Genomic DNA, 24,355 nt, shown 5'->3' with positions numbered 1-24,355 from the left:
ATGTTGAGCCGCACCGCAGATCATTTGTTCTGGATGGCCCGTTATACCGAGCGGGCCGAAAACACGGCCCGCATGCTCGATGTCCGGGTCCAGTATTCGCTGATGCCGCAGTCGGCGCAAGCCGAGCAGCAGGGCTGGCGCAGCATGCTGGCCGTGTCCGAGCTGGAATCGCAGTTCGAGGCCAAGTATCCGGCGCTCACGCAGAAGGACGTGATCGATTTCATGGTCCGCGATCCGGACAACCTGTCCTCGATCACCAGCTGCCTGCGCGCGGCGCGCGAGAATGCGCGCGCCGTGCGCGGGGCCCTGACCACCGAGGTATGGGAAACCGAAAACACGACCTGGCTGATGCTGCAGCAGCACCTCAAGAAACGCACCTTCGAGCACGATCCGGGCCAGTTCCTGGAATGGGTCAAGTACCGTTCGCACCTGTCGCGCGGCGTCACGCTGGGCACCATGTTCCAGGACGAGGCGTTCAATTTCATCCGCCTCGGCACCTTCCTGGAACGAGCCGACAATACGGCGCGTATTCTCGACGTCAAGTTCAGGTCCCAGGCGTCCGATCCGATCCAGGCCGGGACGCAGGCGGAGTTCTACCAGCTTGCGGCGCTGCTGCGCTCGGTCTCTGCCTTCGAGATCTACCGCAAGGTCTACCGCGACGCCATCACGCCGAAGCGGGTGGCCGAGCTCTTGATACTGCAGGAGAAAATGCCGCGCTCGCTGGTGGCGTGCATCGCCGCCGTGGTCGCCAACCTGAAGGACGTACGCAATGCGCAGTCGCACGACACCGAGCGCCTGGCCGTGGAACTGTACGCCATGCTGCAATCGGCCCCGATCGGCGACATCCTCGAAGAAGGCCTGCACGAATTCCTGACCCGCTTCCTGGCGTCGGTCGACGCACTGGGCAACGGCATCAGCCGCGACTTCCTGATCCCGATCGAACCGGCCTTGCCTGAAGAAGGACCGACCCAGTCCCAGACGCAGACCCTGTCCGGGATGACGCAAACCCAGACCCAGACCGCGTGACGGGGCGCACCAGCATATCGCGCGTCGCACCGTTTTGAGGAAAACGGCGGCGCGCGCGTCATGATGGTGCGTCGGCTCAGGCTTCGGGCGCGGCAGGCGCCGGCGTCGTCGCCGGCCTGACTGGCACGGCATCCTTCTTGATCTGGGCGCGCACGACCCGGTGCACGAAGTGCAGTTTTTCCATGACCGGCGGGCTGAGCGTGAAGGGATACGAGTCCGGCATCCCGATGCTGCGATTCAGGCTGTTGAGCACATAGGTCAGCGCGAACCAGTCGTTCAGGGTATCGTCGAACGCATCCGTCCTGGTTGGCAGGGTGATGCCGTCGAGCGCAGGCTCGTCGGCCTTGCGCGGCTTGAGCTGCAGGCCGCAGGCGTGCGCCGTCTCCAGCGTATCGATCATATGCAGGTAGTGGGCCCAGGTCTCGGCCCAGTCTTCCCACGGATGGGAGCTCGCATAGCTGCTCACGAAGCGCTCCGCCCAGTCTTCGGCGGGCCCGTTCTCGTAGTGGCGTTTCAAGCTTTCGCCATAATCCTGGCGCTCGTCGCCAAACAGGGAGCGGTACTCGTCGATCCAGGGGCTGCCGACGACCAGGCGATCAAAATAGTAATGTCCACTTTCGTGACGGAAATGGCCTAACAGGGTGCGATAACGCTCGTGCATCTGTTCGCGCGTGCGTTCGCGCTCGGCCGGATCGGCTTCGGCGATGTTCAGGGTGATGACGCCGTCGGCATGGCCGGTCATCACGCACTGGTCGGTCACGCCGTCTTCCAGGAACTGGAATGCCAGGCCGGTTTCGGGCTCGGCTTCTTTTGACGCCGGGGTCAGGTTCAGCGTGGCCAGCGAAAACAGCAGGCGGCGCTTGGCTGCTTCGAGGCGCGCCCACAGGATATGGTTTTTTTCCGACGTCAGTGCCGGGATGACGACGGTCAGCTGGCACGAGGCGCACAGATCGTGCGGGTCGTCCGCAGGCAACATCCAGTTGCAGACATTGTGCTGCACATAATTGCGGCACTGTTTATAGACCTTGCCTTCGTCGCTGCGGTTCAAGCTGCGCCACAGGCCGTCCGCGGTCTGCTCGAAGCTGTTGACGCTGCGCGTGGCCGGCTGGTAGCCGAGCGTGCTGTCGCAGTTGAAGCACAAGGTATTTTCAAAAAATATCTGTTGTGAGCACTTATCACAGTGGAAGGTTTTCATGGCAGGACTGGAGAGTGGATAAGAGGCGTGGTGGTCGGTATTGACAATCTAACAGCAAAATCGATCTCAACGGGCGCGTGTAAGACAGCGCCGCATAACGTGTGCGTATGCAAAGAGGGTGTGCGATGGCCACCACAGGATGCCTTGGTCTGGCACAGATGAGCGCGCGATAGCGGGTCAGGCTCGATCGTGCGACCCGATGCCCGGTGCACGATCGTCTGGGTTGCCCGCATCGTCGATGGTGACGGGTCCTGGATTACTCATTCACCATGGGAGATATGCATGACTTTTGTTCGAGCAAGAAAAGGTGTGGCTGGCAACGCGGCAAGGTGGCTGGCGCGCGTGATGTTGCCGTTGCTGCTGCTGCTGGTGGCTGACGGTGCGGCGCTTGCCCAACCGGCGCATCCCACTTACCGCGTCATCAATCTCGTGCCGGGCGCGATCGCTACCTATCCGAACATCAACGCCAGCGGGCAGGTGGCTTTTTCATCCATCGACGGCGGGCGTACGACAGGATTTTTTTACGACGGCGCCGCGGTACGCAATATCGGCTCGCTGGGTGGCGGTATCGTTTATGTGAACGGCTTGAACGACGCCGGGCAGGTCGCCGGCACGTCCATCAACCAGGAAGGCACCGAAAACGCCTTCGTCTGGAGCGCCGGGAGCGGCATGGTCGGCATCCGCGCCGAACCGGGCAGGGGGCGTTCGTATGCCTGGGCAATCAACAACCGCGGTGTCGTCACCGGCTCGTTCGGCGATTCGGCGCGGCCTTTCCGCTGGAGTATGGGCAGCGGCATGGAAGACCTGGGCGTCACGCCGGCCTTCGCGCAACCTTCCGGCCGGGTGCTCAACGACGCCGGCCTGATCGCCGGCGTGACCACGATCGACGACGAAGTCACCCGTGTCTTCGCCTGGACGCGCGCGCGCGGCCTGGTCGACATCGACACGCTGGGCAGCGTCGAGTCGAACCCCGTCGCGGTCGGCGCCGGGGGCGAGGTGGCGGGCAACCGTCTCGCATCCTGGGACGACGGCGGGGACCGCCCCTTCCTGTGGACGCGGGCCACGGGGATGGTCGACCTCGGGATCGGCCGCGGCACGGCTGCCTGGGTCAACGCGATGACGCCCGACCTGCACATCGTCGGCGGCATCGGTCATGCCGACGGGCGCCAGCGCGCCATGTCATGGACGCGGCGCGGCGGCATGCGCGAACTCGGCACCCTGGGCGGCCGGACCTCGAGCGCGCGCGCCGTCAATGCCAGGGGCCGGATCGTCGGCTTCGCCGAGAACAGGGCCGGCGCCATGCGCGCCTTCGTCTGGAGCGCCGGCGCCGGCATGCTCGACCTGAATCCGCTGCTGCGCCGCGCGCCTCCCACCCTGGTGCTCGACCATGCGATGGCGATCAACGACCGGGGCGAGATCGTGGCCGGCTCCAACGCCGGACTGGTGCTGCTCCGGCCGGGCAATGGACGCGGGAGCGGGCATACGGTCGGGCCGCTGGTGGCGCCGCGGACGATTGCCGTCGGTGCGCCGCTGCAGGCGTCGGTGTCGTTCGTGGATGGCGACCGGATCGGCACACGCGGCGTGCATTGGTCGTGGGGAGATGGCAGTAGCGGGGCCGCCCGCAAGATCAGCGAGCGCGGCGGCGTGGCCAGCGCGAGCGCCAGCCACGGTTATTCAGCGCCGGGAAACTATACGGTGACGGCCACGGTGGTCGACCGGGAAGGCCGCGCCGTCGTGGTCAACCAGGAGGTCGAGGTGACCGGGCCCTAGGGCCCGTCCCGGCAGGTTCCGGGTCGCCTCGGCCCAGTCGCTCAGCCCTTCTTCTGGGCGGCGATCCAGCGATCGGTCGCCGCTTCGAGCACGTCGAGCGGCACCGCGCCGTGCGACAGCACTTCGTTGTGGAAGGCGCGCAGGTCGAACGACGAACCCAGCGTCTTCTCGGCGCGTGCGCGCAGTTCGCGCAGCTTCAGTTCACCGATCTTGTAGCTGAGCGCCTGGCCGGGAATCGCGATGTAGCGCTCGACCTCCTGCACCGCCGTCACTTCGTTTTGCGGCACGTTGTCCATGAAGTAGGCGATCGCCTGCTCGCGCGTCCAGCCTTTCGAGTGGATGCCGGTATCGACCACCAGGCGCACGCCGCGCCAGATCTCGGCGGTCAGGCGACCGATCCACTGCCAGGGATCCTGGTACATGCCGATTTCCTGGCCCAGCATTTCGCTGTACAGGCCCCAGCCCTCCGAGAAGGCGGTGCTGCCGCCGAAACGGCGGAAGGCCGGCAGGCCCGTCGTTTCCTGCGCCAGGCTGCGCTCGAAGTGGTGGCCCGGAATGGCTTCGTGCAGGAAGAAGGCGGTGGTCGTGAAGTTGGTGCGGGTCTCCGGCTTGTAGGCGTTGAAGTAGAACACGCCGGGACGCTTGCCGTCGACCGAGCCGCGCTGGTAAGAGGCCGGGGCCGCACTGACTTCGCGGAATGCCTCGACCGGGCGAATCTCGAACGGCGCCTTGGGCACGCGCGCGAACAGCTGGTCGACCTTGGCCTCGACGCGCGGACGCATCGCTTCATAGGCCGCCTGGATGTCCTCGCGCGACTTGAAGCGCAGTTCGGGCGCGGTATTGAGGTGTTCGAAGAACTGCTTCAGCGTGCCCTGGAAGCCGACCTTTACTTTTGCTTCCTCGAACTGCGCACGGATGCGCGCGACTTCGCGCAGGCCGATGTCGTGGATTTCTTCCGGCGTCAGCTCGGTCGTGGTCGAGCGGCGCGCGAGGAAGGCATACCACTCCTTGCCACCAGGCAGGGCGCCGATGCCGGCCGTATCGCGGCCCGCCGGCAGGTAGGTGTCGCGCATGAAGGCCAGCAGCTTGCGGTTGGCCGGTGCGAGCTGTTCGCGCACCATCTTGCCGTAGGCGTCCGTCAGGCGCGCCTTGTCGGCGGCGCTGAACGAGTCCGGGAATTTCCTGGTCGGCGCCATATAGGTGCTGGCCGACAGGTCGTCGCTGCCGACATTCTCGAGCTGCGGCAGCACGCGCTGGATCAGCGCCTTCGGCATCACGATGCCCTGCTTGATCCCGGCGCGCATATTGGTAATCGCGTCGTCCATGGCCGGCGCGTAGCCAGAAGCGCGCTTGAGCCAGTTATCGTAGTCCTGCACGGTCTGGAACGGCTGCGCCGAGGCGCCAGAACCGAGCTGGGCCATCAGCAGGTGCAGGCCCGAGAACTGGTCCACGGGGACCAGGTCGGACGGGAAACGCAGGCCGTCGAGATCCTGCTGCAGGCGGTAGCGCAGCAGGTCATAACTGATCCGGTCTTCCGAGGGCAGCGGGGCAGGATCGAAGGTGGCGCTACGCGCCAGGTATTTTTCCGCCAGCGCGCGCGTCTGCTTGCGATCTTGCGCCGAGGACGTCGGGCCGAAGCGGTCGTTGTAGCGATGGTCGCCATTGAAGGTGGCGGCGATCGGGTTGTCGCGCAGGTAGTCTTCCCAGTAGTCGGTATATAACTGGTTCATCTTTTCCGGCGTGGCCGGCGTCTTGACCTGGGCGATGGCGGGCAGGGCTGCGCACAGCAGGGTGCACAGGAACAGGGGAATCGAGCGTGTCATGTCTTCTCTTGGTGGTCGAGGCCGTGCAAGAATAACATGATGCCGAGGCAATGGAATCAACCGCCCAGCGGTGGCGCAACGGTACAACGCCGGCCTCGCAGGCCGGCGTCACGCCGGTGGTGGGGCTAGCGCGGCATCAGGTCACGCCCTGGGCCAGCATGGCGTCGGCGACTTTCACGAAGCCGGCGATGTTCGCGCCGTCCACATAGCTGATGCTGCCGTCGGCGCGCGCGCCATATTTCAGGCAAGCGGCATGGATGCCGCGCATGATCTGCAGCAGGCGGGCGTCGACTTCCTCGCTCGGCCAGGACAGGCGCTCGGCGTTCTGGCTCATCTCGAGGCCCGAGGTGGCGACACCGCCGGCATTGCTGGCCTTGCCGGGAGCGTACAGCACGCCCGCCGCCTCGAATGCTTTCGCGGCCTCGATGGTCGACGGCATATTGGCCCCTTCGGCCACGCACAGCACGCCGTTACGGATCAGGACGGCGGCATCGTCGGCATCGAGTTCGTTCTGCGTGGCGCAGGGCAGCGCCACGTCGACGGGCACATGCCATGGTCGCACGCCGGCATCGAAACGGCTGCCGGTGCGTTCGGCGTAGTCACTGACGCGGCCATACAGGTGGTTCTTGACTTCCATGAGGATGGCCAGCTTCTCGGCCGTGAATCCGTCGTTGTCGATCACCGTGCCGCTCGAGTCGGACACCGTGACGACCCTGGCGCCGAGGGACGTCGCTTTCTCGATGGCGTACTGCGCCACATTGCCCGAGCCCGATACGCTCACGCGCAAGCCCTCGAAGGAACGGCCTCGCGTCTTGAGCATCTCTTCGGCGAAGTACACGGTGCCATAGCCGGTGGCTTCGGGCCGCATCAGCGATCCACCGAAGCTCAGCCCCTTGCCGGTAAACACGCAGTCGGCCCGGTTGCTCAGCTTTTTCATCATGCCGGCCATATAGCCGACTTCGCGCGCGCCGACGCCGATATCGCCGGCAGGAACGTCGGTATCGGCGCCGACATGGCGGAACAGCTCGCTGACGAAGGCCTGGCAGAAACGCATCACCTCGCCCGGACTCTTGCCCTTGGGGTCGAAGTCGGCGCCGCCCTTGCCGCCACCCATGGGCAGTGTCGTCAGCGCATTCTTGAACGTCTGCTCGAAGGCGAGGAACTTGAGCACCGACAGGGTGACCGAGGGATGGAAGCGCATGCCGCCCTTATAGGGACCGATCGCCATGCTGTGCTGGATCCGGTAGCCGCGGTTGACCTGGACCTGCCCGTGGTCGTCCACCCAGGCGACGCGGAACATGACCACCCGTTCGGGCTCGACCAGCCGGTCGAGCAGGCCATGCTCGGCATATTTGGGATGCTGTTCGATGAAGGGCCACAGGCTTTCCATGACTTCGGTCACGGCCTGCAGGAATTCGCCCTGGCCGGGGTTGCGGTCGGCAACATGCTGCAAGAACTGGTGTAGGGATTCGTATTTCATGGTGGATCCTAAAGATCGGAAAATGTCTGAGTCAGGTACCTCGCCGTCGGCGCCGGTTGTCGGCGTCCTGTGGGGAGCAGGCGCGGACGACGACCGCGGCCCGTCCGGCGGTAGGCGGCTCGTCACGCAGCGGCGGGCGTCACCTTGTAGGATTGGCGCGGCCGTGATGGTAGGGGAGTGGTGACCCGAAAGACTGACACGCCGACTTCCTGGGTCGGCGTCTCGATGATGCTGTATCAGGGAACCATGTTATCAGAAGCGGTTCGCACGCTCTAGCAATGTGCTGGCCAGGCTGAAACGCTTGCAGCCCGATTGTCCGGTGGTAAGCTATTGATGTTGTCACTCCAACCTTGAGGGAATCCTATGAAACCGCTGTTCTCCTCCGACGAGGAAGCAAACGCCGCCTCTGTCGCCCCCGCGACGCCCGCTGCGGGGTTGCCTCCATTGCTGGATCCGGCCCGCACGGCGGACGCGCTGCCGGCGTTGCCCCCGGAGGCAGGCGCGGCGCCAGTGGTGCGCGTCGACCTCACCGGTATCGACGACAAGGCGATCGAGACACTGGGCAGCGCCGCCGGCCCCGGCGTGGCGAAGGTGTCGGCCAAGCTGCTGGGCACCGTGCGCGCATCGGATGCGGACGTGTTCGGCACGCAGCTGAACGAGCTGATTGCCACCTCGAAGGGCCTGGACCCGGCCAAGCTGCGTTCCGGCGGCCTGATGTCGCGCGTGACGAACATGTTCGGCTCGGTCAAGGAAAAAATGCTGTCGCAATACCAGGTGGTCGAATCGCGCATGGACACCCTGGTTTCCGAGATGACCCGCCATGCCAGCGTGCACCGGGGCCGGATCCATGATTTCGACGAGATGTACAAGGGCCTGGAAATCTATTACCAGGGCCTGGACGCCGACGTCAGGAAGGGCGAAGCCTGGGCCGAGCGGCTGCGCCAGGCGGTGGCGCAGCAAGGCGCGGCGGCGAATGCCTTCGAGGCGCAGCAGGCGACCGAGCTCCGGCGCCGCCTCGAGCGGCTCGAAAAACGCATCGACGACTTGCGCCGCGCCATGCTGATGGCCACGCAGATGGTGCCGCAGATCCGCCTGTCGCAAGACAATGCACGGGCGTTGACCGACACCTTCACGGACATCGTCAATGTGTCGATTCCCGCGTGGCGCAATGTGTTCTCGCTCTACCTGCTGCAACTGGAAGCCAAGCAGAGCGCGGCGGTCGCCAACGCCGCCTACGACGCCACCGATGCGGCCTTCCGCGCCCAGGCCGACATGCTGCTGGAAAACACCGAGACCGTGGCGCGCGCCAAGCAGCGCTCCATCGTCAGCCTGGAAACCGCCCAGCACGTCCAGACGCAGCTGGTCACCGCCTTCGACAAGCTCGAGCAGATCTCGCACGAAGGCCAGCAACGCCGGCGCGACGAGCTGCCGAAGCTGCAGGAACTGGAGCGCGAGCTGATCGCCAGGTTCTCGCCCGGCGCGGCGTAATGGCGGTTGGCGCCCGTTGATGCGCTTGCCCAATCCAGCAAAAAATACCATTCTTACCATACAAGGAAAGCTCATGTCGACGACGCTCCAGACCGGCCACCGCATCAACCTCGAAAAATCCGCTCCGGGCTTGAAGCGCGTACGTATCGGCCTCGGATGGAAGGTCAACGCGACCGACGGCCACGCCTTCGACCTCGATTCGTCGGTGTTTTTGTGCAGGAAGGACGCGGACGACCATCCGGTCATGATCAGCAACGCCCACTTCGTCTACTACAACCACACGACCTCGCCGGACGGCGCCGTCGTGCACTCGGGCGACAACCGCACGGGCGACAAGGATGGCGACGACGAAGTCATCACCGTCGACCTGGCCAAGGTCGACGCGGCGGTAATGGAAATGCCGATCGTGGTCACCATCCACGATGCAGAGGTGCGCAGGCAGAATTTCGGCAGCGTGTCCGGCGCCTACGTGAAGGTGTACAACGACGATACCGGCGAGACAATTGCTGAATACAACCTGAACGAAGACTACTCGGACAAGACCGCGCTGCAATTCGGCTCGCTGTACCGCAGGGATGGTGAATGGCGTTTCCAGGCCGTCGGCGCCGGTTTCAAGCTGAACCTGGCGACCTTTATTCGCAAGCTGGGCGGCACTGTCTGAGCAAAGGCATGCGCCCTGCCGCGCAGCCTTGCCCGAGCGGAGCGTTGATGGCTTTTGATGCAAGCAGCTAGATGACACACCAGACGCCCAAGGCATTCGACTTCGGCGAGGCGCCGGAGCCGTCCCCCGGCCCGGTCGACCGTCCAGCCGGGCCGCGGGCGTTCGACTTCGGCAACGCGCAGGATGGTGCTGCAACGCCTGATCGCGACGGCCCACCCAGGGCGCTGTCGTTCGACGATATACCCACGGCGCCGGCGTCGTCTTCCTTGATTCGGAAAGCCGCGGCCCGGCCATTGTTCGACAGCGAAGACCATCCGGCGGTGCGCGATGCGCTCGCCACGGTGCACGCCGACTATCCGGATGTGTTCGCCCAGGCCGAGCAGCGCCTGGCGATCCTGTTCCGCCGCATCCTGCCGGTCAGGCTGGCGCTGGTCACCGACTGGGCCGAGGCGCCGCTGATGGAACAGGCCGCGCTGCTGCAGCCCATGACCGACCTGGTGCTGAAGTTCACGCAGATGGGCGTGCCGGCGCTGCTCGAGGCCGCGCTCGCTACCACCAGGGGGCCGGTGGGCATGTTCGGCAAGCTGTTCCGCCGCCCGACTTCGCCGGCCGAGTACCGGCCGGCGTTGACGTCGTCCCGCATGCAGCTTCTGCAGTTGATGGCCGACAGCGAGGCCGCCATGCGCAAGCTGGACGCGTCCGCAACGGAACTGGGCCTGCATCTGCTGGTGCTGCGCGTGGTGTCGACACTCGTTGAAGACGCGCCGGATACGGCCTTGCGAGATGCGCTCGTGCAGCGCCGCACGCTGATCCAGCAGGCGGTGCGCCAGGCCGAATTGTCGGTGCTGCAAATGGGGCAGGTACGGCAGCAGGCGGCCGACTTGATCGGGCAGGTGTCGTCGTTCCTGACGGTGACCTTGCCGGCGCTCGAGATGGCGCAGGCGCAGGGTGGGACCGGCAGGAATCCCACCTGAAATGAACTGATGCGTTGCTGGCCTGAAGATGGCTATCGATCGCTGCCGTGGGTTGTCGCGCGTGACGGCAGCGTTCCGGTGCGTGCTGGTCGGCGTCTTTGCCTGTCCGGCGTGATGTGAACGGCGAGAGGCTGCTGGTGGCCGTACAATCCGAGCATCCGACCGTTTCCGCGATTGCGACCATCCATGGACCGACGCCATTTTCTAGCCGCACTGACGGCGTGCGCAGCGCCTGTTGCGAGCGCTGCCGAATCGCCGTGGCTGCTACTCCAGCGCGGCAGCTTCGTCATCCTGATGCGCCACGCTGCCACGGTGCCGGGCATTGGCGATCCGCCCGGTTTCAGGCTCGGTGCGTGCGCCACCCAGCGCAACCTGTCGGCGGCCGGCCGCGACGATGCCGTCAGGATCGGCGCGGCATTGCGCAGGCACGCGGTGCCGGTCGGCCCGGTGCTGTCGAGCCGCTGGTGCCGCTGCCTGGACACCGCCCGGCTGGCGTTCGGCCGGGTCGAACCGAGTACGATGATCGACTCGATGTTCCAGGATGACGAAAGTGCGCGCCAGCGCAAACTGGCGCAGCTGCGCACTTACCTGGCGGGGTACGACGATCCGGGCAACCTGGTGCTGGTGACCCATGACGTGAACATCCGCGCGCTGGTCGGCAAGTACGTGGAACAGGGCGAATTCGTCATTGCCGCGCGCAGCCCCGACGGCGCCTTGCGGATCGAGGCGACCGTCCCGGTGGCACAGCTGGCAAGCTGACGGGCAGGCAGGATCTTTCGCCCTACCATTGCACTGGCCGGTCATCGTTGCAGCGCGGCTCGGGTGTGCAGCACGTCCGCCGCATTCTCATGCGTACGAGCAAGCACCTGTCGCTTGTCGTACAGCAGGTATGCCTGTTCAATCGGGAGCAAATCTTCCTCGGCCTGGGCTCATGCGAAAACCGCGCCGTGTGCACGCTTCTTCCCTTCGTCGGCCTGGTGGGGGTGATATGCTGCGCCATTATCCTTCGAAGCTATTTCAATGACCAACAAACAACAGCCTTCCGCCACAAAGCCGTCCGGGACGGCCACCGGGCGGGTGGACAATCCCTTCCTGGATGCCGAGTTCTATCACCGTATGCGCGACTATACGGAACGTGATGCCGCGTTTTCAAAGGAGTTGAAAGCCATCGGCGACAGGGGCGCGGGCAAGCAAAGCACCGATATGCGCGAGGCGCCGTCACTGCAATTGCTGCGTGCCGTCGTCAAGAAGGGATTGTCGCTGGAGGCCATGCTGGGGCGCATGGTGCAGGGCGTAGAACGGGGCTTGTGGGAACCGTGGCTGAGCAGCTTCGGTATCGAGATCCGCGGCGTCAACTATGCCAAGCCCGAACAACGCAACGCCCGCCTCGCGCTCGACATGAGTCTGGCATGCAAGGTCAACTCCGTGTTTGCCAACGCAGGCGTCGTCAACTGGCGCAGCCTGGTGGCAGAGGACTGCGCGCAGATTCAGATTGACAAGCCGACCGAGAAATCCGGCGCCAAGGTCTACGCCATCTTCTACCTGGATGCGCCAGGAAAGTGACACATCCAGGCAGGCGGTGCCGGGCTTAGGCCGATTCCTGGCGGGCGGGTAGTTTCCAGCCCGGCCGGATGAAATGGCAGGTGTACCCGTTCGGGTTGCGTTCCAGGTAATCCTGGTGTTCTGGCTCGGCCTCCCAGAAAGGCCCCGCCGCGGCGATCTCGGTGACGGCCTTGCCGGGCCAGAGGCCGGACGCATCGACGTCGGCGATGGTCTGCTCGGCCATGCGCTTTTGGGCGTCGTCGAGATAATAGATGGCCGAGCGATAGCTCATCCCACGATCATTGCCCTGACGGTTCTCCGTGGTCGGATCGTGGATCTGGAAGAAAAACTCGAGGATCTGGCGATAGCTGATCTGGCCTGGATCGAACACCAGTTCGAGCGCTTCCGCGTGCGTGCCATGGTTACGGTAGGTGGCGTTGGGCACGTCGCCGCCAGTGTAGCCGACGCGTGTCGACAGCACGCCGGGCATACGCCGCAGCAATTCCTCCATGCCCCAGAAGCAGCCGCCGGCCAGGATGGCGGTTTCAGTTTGCGCTGTCATTGATTGCCTTTGCTTGAATGAGTGGTGTATCAAAGAGCCTATCTTCCCACGTTGCTCCGTTCTTCGCTGTCCGGGGCGAAAATCGAAGCACCGACCCTGTTAAACTGGCGATAATCTGTCGATGCCCACTTACCGGAGTACACAAATCCTACGTATCCTCGTAAATGCAGCGTTCCGCATGCCAAAGTTGACGATGGCTGTCGCATTGTTGCTATTGGCAGCGTTGGCCAGTGTAATGACCTACACCGGTTTCCTTGTCGTCGGGGTGTTGGCCGATTATCTTGGCACGGGGCGGTTCCTTGCCGGTCTGCTTCTAGGTGGCCTTTTTGCAAGATTTCCCCGGATAAGCAAAGGCAAGTTGCGCGTCGTTGGGCTATTGCCTAAACCTGTACGTCGACCGCTCATCGTGGGCTTGCTGGCACTTTGCCTAGTGCACTTCGTGTTGCGAGGCGACGCGGTTTCCGCAACGTTGACAGGGTTTTCCACGGCTGTTGTTCTCACATTCCCCTGGTTGAAGCGGGCCGCTTTTGATCGCATATCGTCCGTCTTCAAACGCACTGGCCCACAAGCTCCCCGCGGCAGCGACGATATGGTGATCGATGGCGAGTTCAGGGAGCGAAAAGACTGAAACTGGGGCGTTCGAGTTCTCGTTGTCGCGGCGCCGCAATGCCAAGCCCGGACGCTTGACGCTCCGGAAAACAAAAACGCCACCCAAAGGTGGCGTTCTACTTGCCACCGAACTCTTGGTGGCCCTCGGGCGGAATCGGAGCGCCAGCACAAGGATCGTCAATCTTCGCGCCGAGTCTGTCACCGCATCAGTGTTTGCTGGACCAAGGTTCTGCCTGCCACAATGGTCTTTTCCAACAAACATCATAGACGCTTCAACGGCGGCGCGCCGCCCTCATTCCCAGTACGCCCAGGCCCAGCAAGACCAGGCTCGCTGGTTCCGGCACCGGAATCGGTGCATCGGCAATAATATCCAGTTGCGCGGAAAAGAATTCCAGCGGGTCTGCGCGCGCGAAGTCTTTCATGTGAAGTGTCCATATGCCGGATGCGTCCATCCCGTCGAAGGCTGACAGCGCTGCCGCAGGGCGGAAGTTTCCGCCTTCGATGCGTGGCCCAGCGGCGCGCAGGGCTTCGTCGTCGAACGTCACGCTGACCCGGCCTTTCCCCGCGCTTGCCAGTCCGTTATAGGTGACGAATGGGGAGACCAGAACAACGGCTTTCCCGTTCGGCGCAATCAGGGTGAACTGAAACTCTTCTTCGAAAGGATCACCTCGACCCAGGCAGGCAGTGCCGCTTGGTCCAATCTCCGGGTTGTCACATTTGGCGAATTCGATCGTAATATTGACATCGGTGATCACGCCCTGCGCCGTGACATCCAGCGTGCGGCTGGCCTCACCGCCGTCCAGCGCGCCGTAATTGGTATTGGTGGCGAGAATTGCCGCATTGGTGCTGGCACAAAACATCAGGCCAATGACGGCGCCGATCAGTTGGGGAAAGATATTCATGAATTGTCCTTAACAAAGTTTCCTTCTAAGAGCAATTATTGAGCTATGGATAAAAATGCCGATTATCAAGGAGTTAGCGCATAAACCTGTTTCAGGCGCGATTATGTGTAAAGTTTTTCGACGCGGCCAATTGGTCTGGAAAGCACCAGGGGGCAAGAATGTCGGATGCTGACAAAACGCCAACCTGCATGGGTTGGCGTTTTGCTGAAACGTTCTGGTAGCCCTGGACGGCGGAATCACATCATCGATACAAGTACTTTCAATATTCTGGCCGCCGACCGAGGTGCGATTTCGATGACGGGAACTCGGATGGCAGCTTCCGTTAGCTGGCGCACTGCGTCAATGAGATTCGGGCCGCATAGTAGCCTTTGGGTTGCTGCGCTTGGCTGCAACCGACAACTTTTTGCGCGGAAAGGATCATCATGAAAGCACTTGTCTATAACGGCCCCTGCAATGTCCAGATCAAGGAGGTTCCGGATGCAAAGATCGAAAAGCCGACAGACGTTCTGGTGCGCATCACCACCACCAACATCTGTGGCTCCGACCTGCACATGTATGAAGGCCGCACCAGTATGGAGAGCGGCCGCATCCTTGGTCACGAGAACATGGGCGAGGTGATCGAAGTTGGCAAGGCGGTCGACCGGGTCAAGGTCGGTGACATGGTATGCCTACCATTCAATATCGGCTGCGGCTTTTGCGAGAACTGCGAACGCGGCCTGTCCGGCTTTTGCCTGACCGCCAATCCGGGTACCGCCGGGGCTGCCTATGGCTTTGCTGGCATGGGACCGTACAGCGGGGGACAGGCAGAATTGCTGCGCGTACCCTACGGTGACTACAACTGCCTGGTGTTGCCGGAAGATGCACAGGAGAAGGAAAACGATTATGTCATGCTGTCCGACATTTTCCCGACCGGTTATCACGCCACCGAGCTGGCCGGCATGCGGCCCGGCGACTCGGTCGTGGTGTATGGCGCCGGTCCCGTCGGCCTGATGGCGGTGATGTCGGCCTACCTGAAGGGCGCAAGCCGCGTATTCGTGGTCGATACCCACAAGGACCGACTGAAGCTGGCCGAAAACATGGGCGCGATCGCGATCGACGATACCGAGCAGGGAGGCGTGCAGCAAATTCTTGACCTGACCGATGGCAAGGGTGCTGATTGTGGTTGTGAATGTGTCGGTTACCAGTGCTGCGACAAACACGGCAAGGAAGTGCCGAACCTGACGATGAACAATCTGGTGCAGTCGGTCAAGGCCACCGGCGGCATCGGGGTAGTCGGTGTCTTTCTGCCCGAGGATCCGGGCGCCAAGGACCAGCTCGCCAAGGAGGGCAAGCTGGCCTTTGACTTCGGCCAGCTTTGGTTTAAGGGGCAACGCATAGCCACTGGCCAGGCCAACGTCAAGGCCTACAATCGTCACCTTGCCAAGCTGATCCAGGCAGGGCGTGCCAAACCGTCAGCGATCATTTCACACGAACTCGCGCTGGATGAAGCGCCCAAGGGCTATGAACAGTTCGACAAACGGGCGGATGGATGGACCAAGGTGGTGCTCAAGCCCGGTAAATAAAGCGATCCCCGGGCGCTGAAACGACAACGCCAACCCGATGGGTTGGCGTTTCGTTTGACACCTGTTCTTGGTGGCCCGGGGCGGAATCGAACCACCGACACAAGGATTTTCAATCCTGGCCTCTATGAACGCGCATGTGATAATTTTTAGCAAGATTAAGTTTGCTATGGAGGCAACATTCCCCGTACACTTGGCAGGAAGAAACAGGCTTCGCCTTGGGCGGCTCATTGCCGATTTGGCAAATACTCGAGATGCCACGGCAAGTATGCTTTTGGAACGCAGAAGAGCAGGTGTCTGTTTCCTTTGCACGCCTTCTTAACGATCGGCGTCTCGATGTTTGCTGCGTGATCCTCCAAATCGCTAGCGCTCCTCGCACCGCTGCTTTTTGCAGTCTTTTAACGTTCGGTGGTTCCTCGTGGGTCATTTTCTCTCCGTTACGTTCCAGATCATTCGACGTAACCTGCTTTTATTCGGATTCATTGTGCTCATTCTCGTCTCGGGAAAATTGATTCGGAGCGAGTGGATACACGTTCAACGCATTGTCAACGAACTACCGGCGCTGCGGACCGTTCAAGCGGACGTGAGCAATCATCAGGCGGCACTGGCGCACGAAATGGCCCGGCAGGTCGGGCGGTTGTCCGAAGCAACCATTGAGCAGCTTGATGCGGAAATCCGTGTTCTCGACAACCAAATCACCTGTTTACAACACAACCGGAATAACGTAGCCCTATCGCCTGGCGCATTAAAGGGCGCTGATTGGATAGTGGAAGAGCTGCGGCAGAAGGCTATACGTGGAGTCGAAATCGAACTGCGGCGTCAGACAAGAGCTTATCTGAGTGCATTGCGCACACACGTTTTTGTACTAGGCAACCGACGGGCGGCGCTTGAAAAGCTCGAGAAACTCCGTCTGGAGCATGTGCGAATTTATGCGGGTCTCCGACGCACAGAGCAGCAACTGACCCAAATTGAAGCGGCTGCAGGTGTGCTGATGAAGATCCCCTTCACGAGGTGGTACGAGCAAGTAGAGAAGCTGAAAAAGGATGCGAAGGTCTTTAAAGCTGCGAATAGCCGGGCGCACAAGGATTATCTGGCGCAGAAAGCAATTCTGGCCCGACTGTCGCTGCCCGTCGCGCTGAACGAATTTCGGGTTAATGAACAGCAGATTGCAGAAGCCGTTTCTCCGCTGCGTAACCGAGTTCTCGAGGCCGAGCGCCTAGCGGAGCAGAACCACCTCTGGCAGGCGTACCAGGCGGTGCGTCCAGTACTGCCGATTGCGTTGGCCGTGCTAATCGGCTGGTGGCTTGTTCCGGTAGCCATTCGCACACTCTTCTATTTCGTTCTGGCGCCGCACGCCGCACGCAGGCCTCCGATTGTGATTTGTACGAAGAAGGGGAGTGGGGCTACGTTAACGTCTCCAAACCAACGCTCAGCTCGTGAAGGCTCGTTTATCTCTTCGATATCGCAGACGATGAAATTACCTCCTGATCATGAAATGCTCATCCGTCCGGACTACTGCCAAAGCCAGCCCGCAGGAGTGAACGCCAAGACGAAGTTGCTATTCGACTGGAACCATTGGCTTACAAGCATCGCTTCGCATTTATGGATGTTGAAACGACTTCGTACCACGCAATCTGCTGATATCGTGGTGTCGTCCACCACCGACGCACTTGATGAAGTCGCTGTTCTGGAGATTTCTCCCGGCGAGGCCGTTGTGCTCCAGCCACGGGGGCTGGTTGGGATGGTGTACAAGACTGGGCAGCGCCCGAAAATTAGCAGCCACTGGCGCTTGGGAACACTCCATGCATGGCTGACGTTCCAGTTGCGTTACCTCGCTTTTGAAGGACCAGTTACGCTCATCGTAAAGGGGTGTCGTGGCGTGCGCCTGGAAAGCGCATCCACCGGTCGAACGATCAGCCAAGATGCGACCTTGGGTTTTAGCGCAAATGCCATTTATGCTACCGTTCGCGCTGACCCGTTTGTTCCGTACCTGAGAGGCAGGCAGTCGCTTTTCCACGATAAGTTCACTGGACAGAATGCCTACTACCTATATGAGGAAGTGCCGCGCAATGCGCGCCCAGATGGTCAAAAACATAATCCGTTGGAAGTGCTACTCGATGCGAGCCTGAGGGCTTTCGGAATCTAAATATCACCATGCCTCCGATTCTACTGAACGATCTACTGCAGATACCCGCGGCACGTTGACCTTTTTTGGAGAAGAGATGAGTGAAATTTTGCTGCACGCAGCTGATCGGTCCGCACTCGAGCGAGCACTTGACCGCTGCAAAGAATGGGCTGCAAAACATCAAGCAGAGGTAGGAGTTGCAGAGATAGCACTTGGTGCCGCCATCCTGTCGTGGGGAGTGCTCAATGGCCAGGTTGTCCTTGGTCGGGACCTGGCAGGTAGTCAACTAGCGGACATGAGTGGATTAACGGGACTTGGAATCGGCGCGGCCGGCTCAGCGGCTTTTGCCATGACGCTGCTTAAGGGCGTGTTCGTCGGAGGCGTTGGAATGGTTGCTGGTGTCACCTGCGTTCCCGCAATGGTAATCATTGGAGGAGGAGCGGCAATTCTGGGGAGCTTCGGCTACGTGTTAGGGGACAAGGTTGACGCGCTACTGAACGCGCCCAATGGATTCGGGGACTTGTTGCTTGACGGGGCAATTGTCGCGGTAGGTGTGGCGTTGATAATCGGTGGGGCACGTCGAGTTGTGAACGATGAGCGGGTATTGTCATTGGCTTCAAGGTTTAGGGAAGGCGTGATTAGTCTGGTTCCGCAAGCGTCCGAAGCGGTTGCTGCGACGTGGGACGACCTGCAAGATCTCGTAAAAGAGGCTGCTGAAAGCCCCTCGGCATACGCAACCGGAGGGGCAACAGCGTTGGCCGGTGCTGCAATAGGAAGTTCCCTGGCTGCTGGCTCGGTAACGGTGTTAGGGTCGAGTGGGCTTGGAGCGGCCGCAATATCGCTGGGACTAGTGTCCGCACCCATTTGGCCCATCATAGCCGGGGGCGCGGCTGGCCTGACGCTTGGAATCGCTGCATGGAAGGGGATACAACATCTGCGAAAACAGGAAGATCAGTAAGCGGGAAAAGTCGCAGTTCGGAACTCGCCTATCACTAACGAGTACCGGAAATATACCCGACACAAGGACTGTGGAGTCCACAAACAAAAACGCCAACCGGCGACGGTTGGCGTTTCGTTTGACACCTGTTCTTGGTGGCCCGGGGCGGAATCGAACCACCGACACAAGGATTTTCAATCCTCTGCTCTACCAACTGAGCTACCAGGCCAAGAGGCCGCAATTATAGCAGCGTTTGCGCTGGATAAACAATCCGGCCGTGGCGACGCTTATTCCTTGCTCGAAATCCGCTGCGCATGGTCGCGTTCCAGCGCCAGCCGCGACTGGCGCCGGCCCTTGGCTTCTTCGAAGCGGCGCAGTTCGTCCGGCGTCTCCGGCGCGAGGGCAGGAACCGCTGCCGGCTTCTTGTCGTCGCCCACCGCCACCATCGTGAAGAAGCAGCTGTTCACATGGCGCACCACCTTGCTGCGGATGTCCTCGGCGATCACCTTGATCCCGATCTCCATCGAGCTGCGCCCGGTGTAGTTCACGGCAGCCAGGAACGTCACCAGCTCGCCCACGTGGATCGGCTGGCGGAAAGTCACCTGGTCGACGCTCATCGTCACCACATAGGCGCCGGCATAGCGGCTGGCGCAGGCGTAGGCGACCTGGTCGAGCAGTTTCAGGATCGTGCCGCCATGCACATTGCCAGAAAAGTTGGCAGTGTCGGGCGTCATCAGCACCGTCATGCTGAGCTGGTGGGAAGGCAGGTTCATGGTCGTGTCATTACAAATGGAAATCGTTCGTTGATGTTGCCTTAGAAACTGCTGCGCGGCAAGTTCGACCGTTGGCAGATGCCGTTTTTGAGCGCGTCAAAGCACGCATATCGACATGCACATAAAATCGTAGGCATCGAAAAACGAATCGTATAGGCTCGGCAAATGAACAGCGAATTTTCTCATCAAGGTGGATCGGTGCAGTGGCGCCTCGGTCCTGTCATCGACGCGTTGCGCACCTCGCGCGAATCCACCCATAACATCCGGCACCAGGGCAGGGTGCGCGAGCTGCCGTCGCGCGACGTGGTGCGCCAGATCGTGGACGGCGTCTCGGCCGCCCTGTTTCCCACGCATTACGGCCGCCCCGACCTGAACGACGAAAGCATCGATTACTTCGTCGCAGACACCCTCAACGTGGCGCTCGACCGCCTGGCCGAGCAGGTGCGGCGCGCGCTGCGCTTTTCGCCAGAGTTCTCCGCCGAGCATGACCAGACCGAAGACGTCGTGCTGGCCGAGCGCGCCCGCGCCATCACGCGCGAGTTCGCGGCCAGCCTGCCCGGCATCCGTGCGCTGCTGGTGTCGGATGTGCAGGCTGCGATGGCGGGCGACCCGGCCGCGACCTCGGTGGCCGAGATCATGCTGTGCTATCCGGGCACCATCGCCATCCTCTACCACCGGATCGCGCACTGCCTGAACCGGTTGAAAGTACCGTTTCTGGCGCGCGTTGCGGCCGACATCGGCCACTCGCTGACCGGGATCGACATCCACCCCGGCGCGCAGATCGGCGGCAGCTTCTTCATCGACCACGGCACCGGCGTCGTCATCGGCGAGACCGCGATCCTGGGCGAGCGCGTGCGCCTGTACCAGGCCGTGACCCTGGGCGCCAAGCGCTTCCCGGTCGACGACAGCGGCGCCCTGGTCAAGGGTACGCCGCGCCACCCGATCGTCGAGGACGACGTCGTCATCTATGCCGGGGCCACCATCCTGGGCCGCATCACGATCGGCGCCGGCTCGACCATCGGCGGCAACGTCTGGCTGACCCAGAGCGTGCCGCCGGGCAGCAATGTGTCGCAGGCGCAGATGCGCAACACCTAGGCGGCGAGGGCGCCGGCCACCCCGCGCACGGCCCGCTTTGCTATGATGGCGCGATGACTATCCTGCTGGTTCCCGGCTACATGCTTGATGCGACGCTGTGGGACGATATGCGCGAACGGCTGGCCCCATTCGGCCCGCTGGCGCATGCCGACCTGCGTCACGACTCCACCATCGAGGACCTGGCGCGCCGCGCACTGGCGCAGGCGCCGCCGTCCTTCATCCTGATCGGCTTTTCGATGGGCGGCTACGTGGCGCGCGAGATGGTGCGCCAGGCGCCCGGACGCGTGCGCGCATTGGTGCTGATCGCCACCTCGACCCGGCCCGACTCCGATGCCGTCCGCCAGGGCAAGCGCACAGTCGCCAGGGCGGCGCCATCGGTGTCGTTTGCGGGCCTGAGCCGCACCGCGATCGCCAGGTCGCTGCATCCGCGCGAGGCCGCCAACGCGGCCCTGATCGAGCGTGTGCGCATGATGGGCGTGCGCCTGGGCGGCGTGGCTTTTCGCAACCAGTCGATGGTCGAGCGGCCGGGCGACCTGCACCTGCTGGGCGACATCCGCTGCCCGACCCTGGTGGTCGCAGCGGGACACGACCGCTTGCGCAGTCTCGACGAGGTGCAAGAGCTGCATGCCGGGATCGCTGGGGCGCAGTTCGCACTGGTCGAGGATAGCGGGCACATGATTCCCCTGGAAGCGCCGCGGCAGTTGTGCGATGTGATCGTGCCGTGGCTCGACGGGCTTCCAACCCTGCCTTGAAGGGGTGAATCAGGCCGGCGCGACCCGTGTGCACCACCCATCCAGGCCGCGGATCGCTTCTTCCTTGAGCTTGGCTTCGATCTCGATATACGGCGCGGCGAGATAGGACGACGGCATGGTCGCGATCAGGTCGGAATGCTGGCGGTCGTTGAAGCCCTCGCGGCCGTTCGAGATGTGCACCAGCTGCTGACCAGGGTCGGGCCAGGTGGCGCGTGCCTTGGCCACCATCTCGGCCACGCTCGGGTGTTCGTAGCTGTCCAGCTTTTCGTGGACGATGTGGTGATGGGCGTCGAACACCATCGGCACGCCGGCGCGCACGCAAACGGCGAGGATCTCGTCGGCGCTGTAGGCGTATTCATCGTTCTCCAGTCCGATGCGGCAGCGGATCGCGTCCGGCAGCGCGGCGATGCGCTCCACGAGTTTATCTTCACGGTCGGCCTTGCCGCCATGGATTTCCAGCAGGGCCCAGGGTGAGCGTGGCTGGTCGAGCAAGTCCATGATGTCGGCGTGCATTTGCAGGATCGTCACGCTGTTGGCCACCACGCTCTCTGAATCCGAACTGAGCACCACGAACTGGTCGGGATGCATCACCAGGCGGATGCCGCGCTCGATCGCGCGCCGGCCGGAACGGCCCAGGGTTTCCTTGAACTGTTGCAGGATTTCCAATCCAAGTGGCGTGTCGGAGAACGGGAAGATCGACGAGGGCATGCGGTAGAGCGCGATGCCTTCGCGCTCGCAGTAGCGCAGGGCGTTGTCCAGCGTTTGGATATTGTCGCGGTAAATATCTTCCAGCAGGCGGCGCTGGCCATCTCCGGAATGCTCGAGCAGGCGCTTGCGCGTGAGCGCGCGGTAGCGCACGTCTTTCGAGACGGTGATACAGACGAGGCCGAGCCGTGGTTGGGACTGGGTCATGGGACGTTGCCGGCGCAGCAGGGCACGGACGGGAAATTGATGTTGAAAAGAAGTCTATCCCAAGCAGCTTTTGCGGGAAGCGCGACTCGGTACGCATGCCGGGACGAAGGCGGGCAGGGCGGGGCGTGTCCCCGGGAAAGGTGTGTCAGCGCGGTGCGCCGAATACCTGGGTCCAGTAAATGATGCCGGTCTGCCGCTCGGGCGTGACGCCGTAGGCGGCGCCCATCTCGGTGAAGTCGCGGTTCATGATGTTGGCGCAATGTCCCGGGCTGTCGAGCCAGCCCTCCACTGCTTCGCGCGGCGATCTCTGGCCGAAGGCAATGTTTTCGCCGACCCGGCGCCAGTTGTACCCGGCGCGCACGGCGCGGTCGGCAGCCTGGCTGCCATCCTTGGCGCGGTGGCTGAAGTAGCGGCGCGTGGCCATGTCGCGGCTATGGGCCAGTGCGGCGTTGCCCAGCGCTGGGTTCCAGGCCACCGGGGGCGCCGGTGGGAACGATCGGCTGCCGCAAGAGCGGGCGCTGGCACGCGCCGCGTTCACCTCGTCGAGGATTTCGCGGCCAGCATCACGCCAGTCCGGGTAGGTGCTCGATGGCAGTGGCGGGGCGGGGCGCGCCAGCACGACGGTCCAGGTCGCTCCTTCGCGATAGCTGCCGATTGCCGAGAAATCTTCGCTCAACAATACATTGCAATATTGTTGCGCCAGTACGGTCATCGCGGCCTTGGCATCTCCGGGGCCAGTGACGTAGACGGCCTGCGCTTGCTCGGCGGCGTAGCCGGCGCGTTCCAGCGCGGATTCGATGAAGGTGCCGGCGCCGATGCGCAACTGCGATAGCACGGCTTGCGGGATGAGCGCGGCAGCCGGCCTGGCCGGGCGGTCGTTGCAGGCGCCGGGATTGGCGCGATAGGCATTGACCAGTGCGGCCAGCGGATCGCCACCGCCGAATGGCGCGGGCAAGGCCTGTGCCTCAGGCGGCGCCAGCAGCATGGCGGACGCCGCGACCAGCGCCGGCAGCGTGTGGCGCAATGCAGGGAATCGGATTGGACCAGGCATCGAAGTCTTCAGGGACGACAAGGCAACCGGCGAAGCCGGTGCTCGGAGTTGACTCAGTAGTAAAAATCCAGCAAGCGCAAACGCCAACGCGAAGCTGGCGCTGCTTGCTGATCCTGCTGTCGATGAAGATGGGGACGGCTGCCGGGATTTCCAGGCGTATCGGCGCCATGCGATCAGTGTGACCGTCCTTTCCGAAGCGGAACGGCCCGGTATTCGTCCTACTGGCCGGGTTGTTGTAACTGTGTCTGCGAGGTGCGCACCAGCTTGGACACATCCAGCCCTTGTGCTGTGAGGCGCGTGAGCAGGGCGTCATACGCGGCCGGTTCGACCTGCGGCGTCCGTGACAGGATCCACAGGTATTCGCGCTTGGGCTCGCTCACTGCGGACAGCTGGTATTTCTCATCGAGGTCGATGACCCAGTAGTCGCCCCAGACCATCGGGATGAAGGACAGGATGGCGGGTGCGAAGCGCACCTTGAGCTTGGGCGACGTGGCGCCGCCGAGCTGGCGCGCGACGCCCTCGGCCTCGTCGGATTTGCCATCGGCGGTGCGGCAACGGTTGACCACCTGCACCCTGCCATCGTTGCCAAGGGTATAGGTCGCGGTCGTGTCACCGACACATTTTTTCTGGAAGGCGTTAGGGAATTTTGCGATCTCGTACCAGATGCCCATATAGCGCGGCACCACGAGCGTTTCGATCGGTTGCAGCGGCCGGGCGGGGTCCGCCGCCAGTACCGGAACGGCGCACAGGCCGGACAAGACCAGGGCGGCGCACGACCCATAGAACGAAGGCTTGGCGATCATCGGAACCTCTTGTAAGTATTTGGGTTCCTAGCATAAGTGACAATGGGATTGCTGTGTCGCATGAATTGCATGCGACGTGCACGCTGGTGCTAGTTCATGCCGCGGCCAGCAAGCCCCCCCCCGGTAGGGCCAGTTCGGCGCTGCCAGTCTAGAGTGCCGACAGCGCCGGCCCCTCGCGCTTGCCGAGCCAGGTGGTGGCAAACTGTTTTTGCGCTGCCGCGAGTGCGGCGTCGTCGCCACGCTTGCGGTACACCTCCATCAGGCCGCGCAGCGCCCAGCCATTGCCCGGGGTACGCGCCAGTGAATCGCGGAACAC

The 24,355-nt window shown here is 62.7% G+C and carries 23 protein-coding genes and 1 tRNA gene; 13 read left to right on the top strand and 11 right to left on the bottom strand.

Annotation, left to right across the window (positions count from 1 at the left end):
* Complete coding sequence (locus AC56KW_RS20655; RefSeq protein WP_497172550.1) at positions 1–1,026, top strand: alpha-E domain-containing protein; 1,026 nt, start codon at positions 1–3, stop codon at positions 1,024–1,026.
* Between the two features lie 76 nt (positions 1,027–1,102).
* On the opposite strand, the gene AC56KW_RS20650 is transcribed toward AC56KW_RS20655, so the two are convergent.
* Positions 1,103–2,221: a zinc-binding metallopeptidase family protein gene (locus AC56KW_RS20650; RefSeq protein ID WP_497172549.1), complete on the bottom strand. Its 1,119-nt coding sequence runs from the start codon at positions 2,219–2,221 to the stop codon at positions 1,103–1,105.
* 282 nt (positions 2,222–2,503) lie between these two features.
* Between AC56KW_RS20650 and AC56KW_RS20645 the strand changes: the two genes are divergently transcribed.
* A complete protein-coding gene (locus AC56KW_RS20645; protein WP_497172548.1) occupies positions 2,504–3,991 on the top strand; it encodes a PKD domain-containing protein in 1,488 nt (495 codons plus the stop codon).
* 41 nt (positions 3,992–4,032) lie between these two features.
* Here AC56KW_RS20645 and AC56KW_RS20640 read toward each other — a convergent pair whose 3' ends face one another.
* Together AC56KW_RS20640 and gdhA are read right to left on the bottom strand one after the other, a co-directional pair.
* Positions 4,033–5,814, bottom strand: coding sequence for a DUF885 domain-containing protein (locus AC56KW_RS20640; RefSeq protein ID WP_497172547.1), 1,782 nt, complete (start codon positions 5,812–5,814; stop codon positions 4,033–4,035).
* A gap of 136 nt (positions 5,815–5,950) precedes the next feature.
* The gene (gdhA, locus tag AC56KW_RS20635) at positions 5,951–7,294 is read right to left on the bottom strand and encodes an NADP-specific glutamate dehydrogenase (protein WP_497172546.1); all 1,344 of its coding nucleotides are present in this window, start codon (positions 7,292–7,294) and stop codon (positions 5,951–5,953) included.
* 363 nt (positions 7,295–7,657) lie between these two features.
* On the opposite strand from gdhA, the gene AC56KW_RS20630 reads away from it, so the two are divergent.
* The 5 genes from AC56KW_RS20630 to AC56KW_RS20610 all read left to right on the top strand — a co-directional run bounded on the left by AC56KW_RS20630 (position 7,658) and on the right by AC56KW_RS20610 (position 11,980).
* Complete coding sequence (locus AC56KW_RS20630) at positions 7,658–8,782, top strand: toxic anion resistance protein (protein ID WP_497172545.1); 1,125 nt, start codon at positions 7,658–7,660, stop codon at positions 8,780–8,782.
* Positions 8,783–8,855: 73 nt separating this feature from the next.
* Positions 8,856–9,443 (top strand): TerD family protein, encoded by a 588-nt coding sequence (locus AC56KW_RS20625; RefSeq protein ID WP_497172544.1) that lies wholly within the window; start codon positions 8,856–8,858, stop codon positions 9,441–9,443.
* Positions 9,444–9,514: 71 nt separating this feature from the next.
* The gene (locus tag AC56KW_RS20620) at positions 9,515–10,417 is read left to right on the top strand and encodes a hypothetical protein (RefSeq protein ID WP_497172543.1); all 903 of its coding nucleotides are present in this window, start codon (positions 9,515–9,517) and stop codon (positions 10,415–10,417) included.
* A gap of 186 nt (positions 10,418–10,603) precedes the next feature.
* Complete coding sequence (locus tag AC56KW_RS20615; RefSeq protein WP_497172542.1) at positions 10,604–11,176, top strand: histidine phosphatase family protein; 573 nt, start codon at positions 10,604–10,606, stop codon at positions 11,174–11,176.
* Positions 11,177–11,437: 261 nt separating this feature from the next.
* Entirely contained in the window at positions 11,438–11,980 is a 543-nt protein-coding gene (locus AC56KW_RS20610; protein WP_497172541.1) for a hypothetical protein, read from the top strand.
* Between the two features lie 25 nt (positions 11,981–12,005).
* Here the strand turns inward: AC56KW_RS20610 and msrA are convergent, their stop codons facing one another.
* Positions 12,006–12,521: a peptide-methionine (S)-S-oxide reductase MsrA gene (msrA, locus tag AC56KW_RS20605; protein ID WP_497172540.1), complete on the bottom strand. Its 516-nt coding sequence runs from the start codon at positions 12,519–12,521 to the stop codon at positions 12,006–12,008.
* Positions 12,522–12,699: 178 nt separating this feature from the next.
* Here msrA and AC56KW_RS20600 point away from each other — a divergent pair, with 178 nt between their 5' ends.
* A complete protein-coding gene (locus AC56KW_RS20600; protein ID WP_497172539.1) occupies positions 12,700–13,149 on the top strand; it encodes a hypothetical protein in 450 nt (149 codons plus the stop codon).
* Positions 13,150–13,402: 253 nt separating this feature from the next.
* On the opposite strand, the gene AC56KW_RS20595 is transcribed toward AC56KW_RS20600, so the two are convergent.
* Positions 13,403–14,032: a PEP-CTERM sorting domain-containing protein gene (locus AC56KW_RS20595; RefSeq protein ID WP_497172538.1), complete on the bottom strand. Its 630-nt coding sequence runs from the start codon at positions 14,030–14,032 to the stop codon at positions 13,403–13,405.
* A gap of 422 nt (positions 14,033–14,454) precedes the next feature.
* On the opposite strand from AC56KW_RS20595, the gene AC56KW_RS20590 reads away from it, so the two are divergent.
* The 3 genes from AC56KW_RS20590 (at position 14,455) to AC56KW_RS20580 (ending at position 18,674) form a co-directional block, all read left to right on the top strand.
* Positions 14,455–15,594, top strand: a complete 1,140-nt coding sequence (locus tag AC56KW_RS20590; RefSeq protein WP_497172537.1) for a glutathione-independent formaldehyde dehydrogenase — start codon at positions 14,455–14,457, stop codon at positions 15,592–15,594.
* A gap of 415 nt (positions 15,595–16,009) precedes the next feature.
* Entirely contained in the window at positions 16,010–17,737 is a 1,728-nt protein-coding gene (locus AC56KW_RS20585) for a hypothetical protein (protein ID WP_497172536.1), read from the top strand.
* 76 nt (positions 17,738–17,813) lie between these two features.
* A complete protein-coding gene (locus tag AC56KW_RS20580; RefSeq protein ID WP_497172535.1) occupies positions 17,814–18,674 on the top strand; it encodes a hypothetical protein in 861 nt (286 codons plus the stop codon).
* Between the two features lie 132 nt (positions 18,675–18,806).
* Here the strand turns inward: AC56KW_RS20580 and AC56KW_RS20575 are convergent.
* Both AC56KW_RS20575 and AC56KW_RS20570 read right to left on the bottom strand, forming a co-directional pair.
* Positions 18,807–18,882, bottom strand: a tRNA-Phe gene (locus AC56KW_RS20575).
* Positions 18,883–18,940: 58 nt separating this feature from the next.
* The gene (locus AC56KW_RS20570) at positions 18,941–19,426 is read right to left on the bottom strand and encodes an acyl-CoA thioesterase (protein ID WP_497172534.1); all 486 of its coding nucleotides are present in this window, start codon (positions 19,424–19,426) and stop codon (positions 18,941–18,943) included.
* A 165-nt stretch (positions 19,427–19,591) separates the two neighbouring features.
* Here AC56KW_RS20570 and epsC point away from each other — a divergent pair, with 165 nt between their 5' ends.
* Complete coding sequence (epsC, locus tag AC56KW_RS20565) at positions 19,592–20,521, top strand: serine O-acetyltransferase EpsC (protein ID WP_497172533.1); 930 nt, start codon at positions 19,592–19,594, stop codon at positions 20,519–20,521.
* Positions 20,522–20,574: 53 nt separating this feature from the next.
* Positions 20,575–21,273, top strand: a complete 699-nt coding sequence (locus AC56KW_RS20560; RefSeq protein WP_497172532.1) for an alpha/beta fold hydrolase — start codon at positions 20,575–20,577, stop codon at positions 21,271–21,273.
* Positions 21,274–21,282: 9 nt separating this feature from the next.
* Here the strand turns inward: AC56KW_RS20560 and uvsE are convergent, their stop codons facing one another.
* From uvsE to AC56KW_RS20540, 4 genes are all read right to left on the bottom strand, one after another.
* A complete protein-coding gene (gene uvsE, locus AC56KW_RS20555; RefSeq protein ID WP_497172531.1) occupies positions 21,283–22,185 on the bottom strand; it encodes a UV DNA damage repair endonuclease UvsE in 903 nt (300 codons plus the stop codon).
* Positions 22,186–22,330: 145 nt separating this feature from the next.
* Entirely contained in the window at positions 22,331–23,236 is a 906-nt protein-coding gene (locus AC56KW_RS20550; RefSeq protein WP_497172530.1) for a CAP domain-containing protein, read from the bottom strand.
* 218 nt (positions 23,237–23,454) lie between these two features.
* The gene (locus AC56KW_RS20545; protein ID WP_497172529.1) at positions 23,455–24,039 is read right to left on the bottom strand and encodes a lipocalin family protein; all 585 of its coding nucleotides are present in this window, start codon (positions 24,037–24,039) and stop codon (positions 23,455–23,457) included.
* Positions 24,040–24,187: 148 nt separating this feature from the next.
* On the bottom strand, positions 24,188–24,355 hold the full coding sequence (locus AC56KW_RS20540) for a hypothetical protein (protein ID WP_497172528.1): 168 nt from the start codon (positions 24,353–24,355) through the stop codon (positions 24,188–24,190).

The sequence above is a fragment of the Telluria sp. RT2P19 genome (assembly GCF_059685725.1).
The sequence above is the reverse complement of the archived record's forward strand: the minus strand, read 5'-3'. Positions and strand labels throughout refer to the sequence as shown.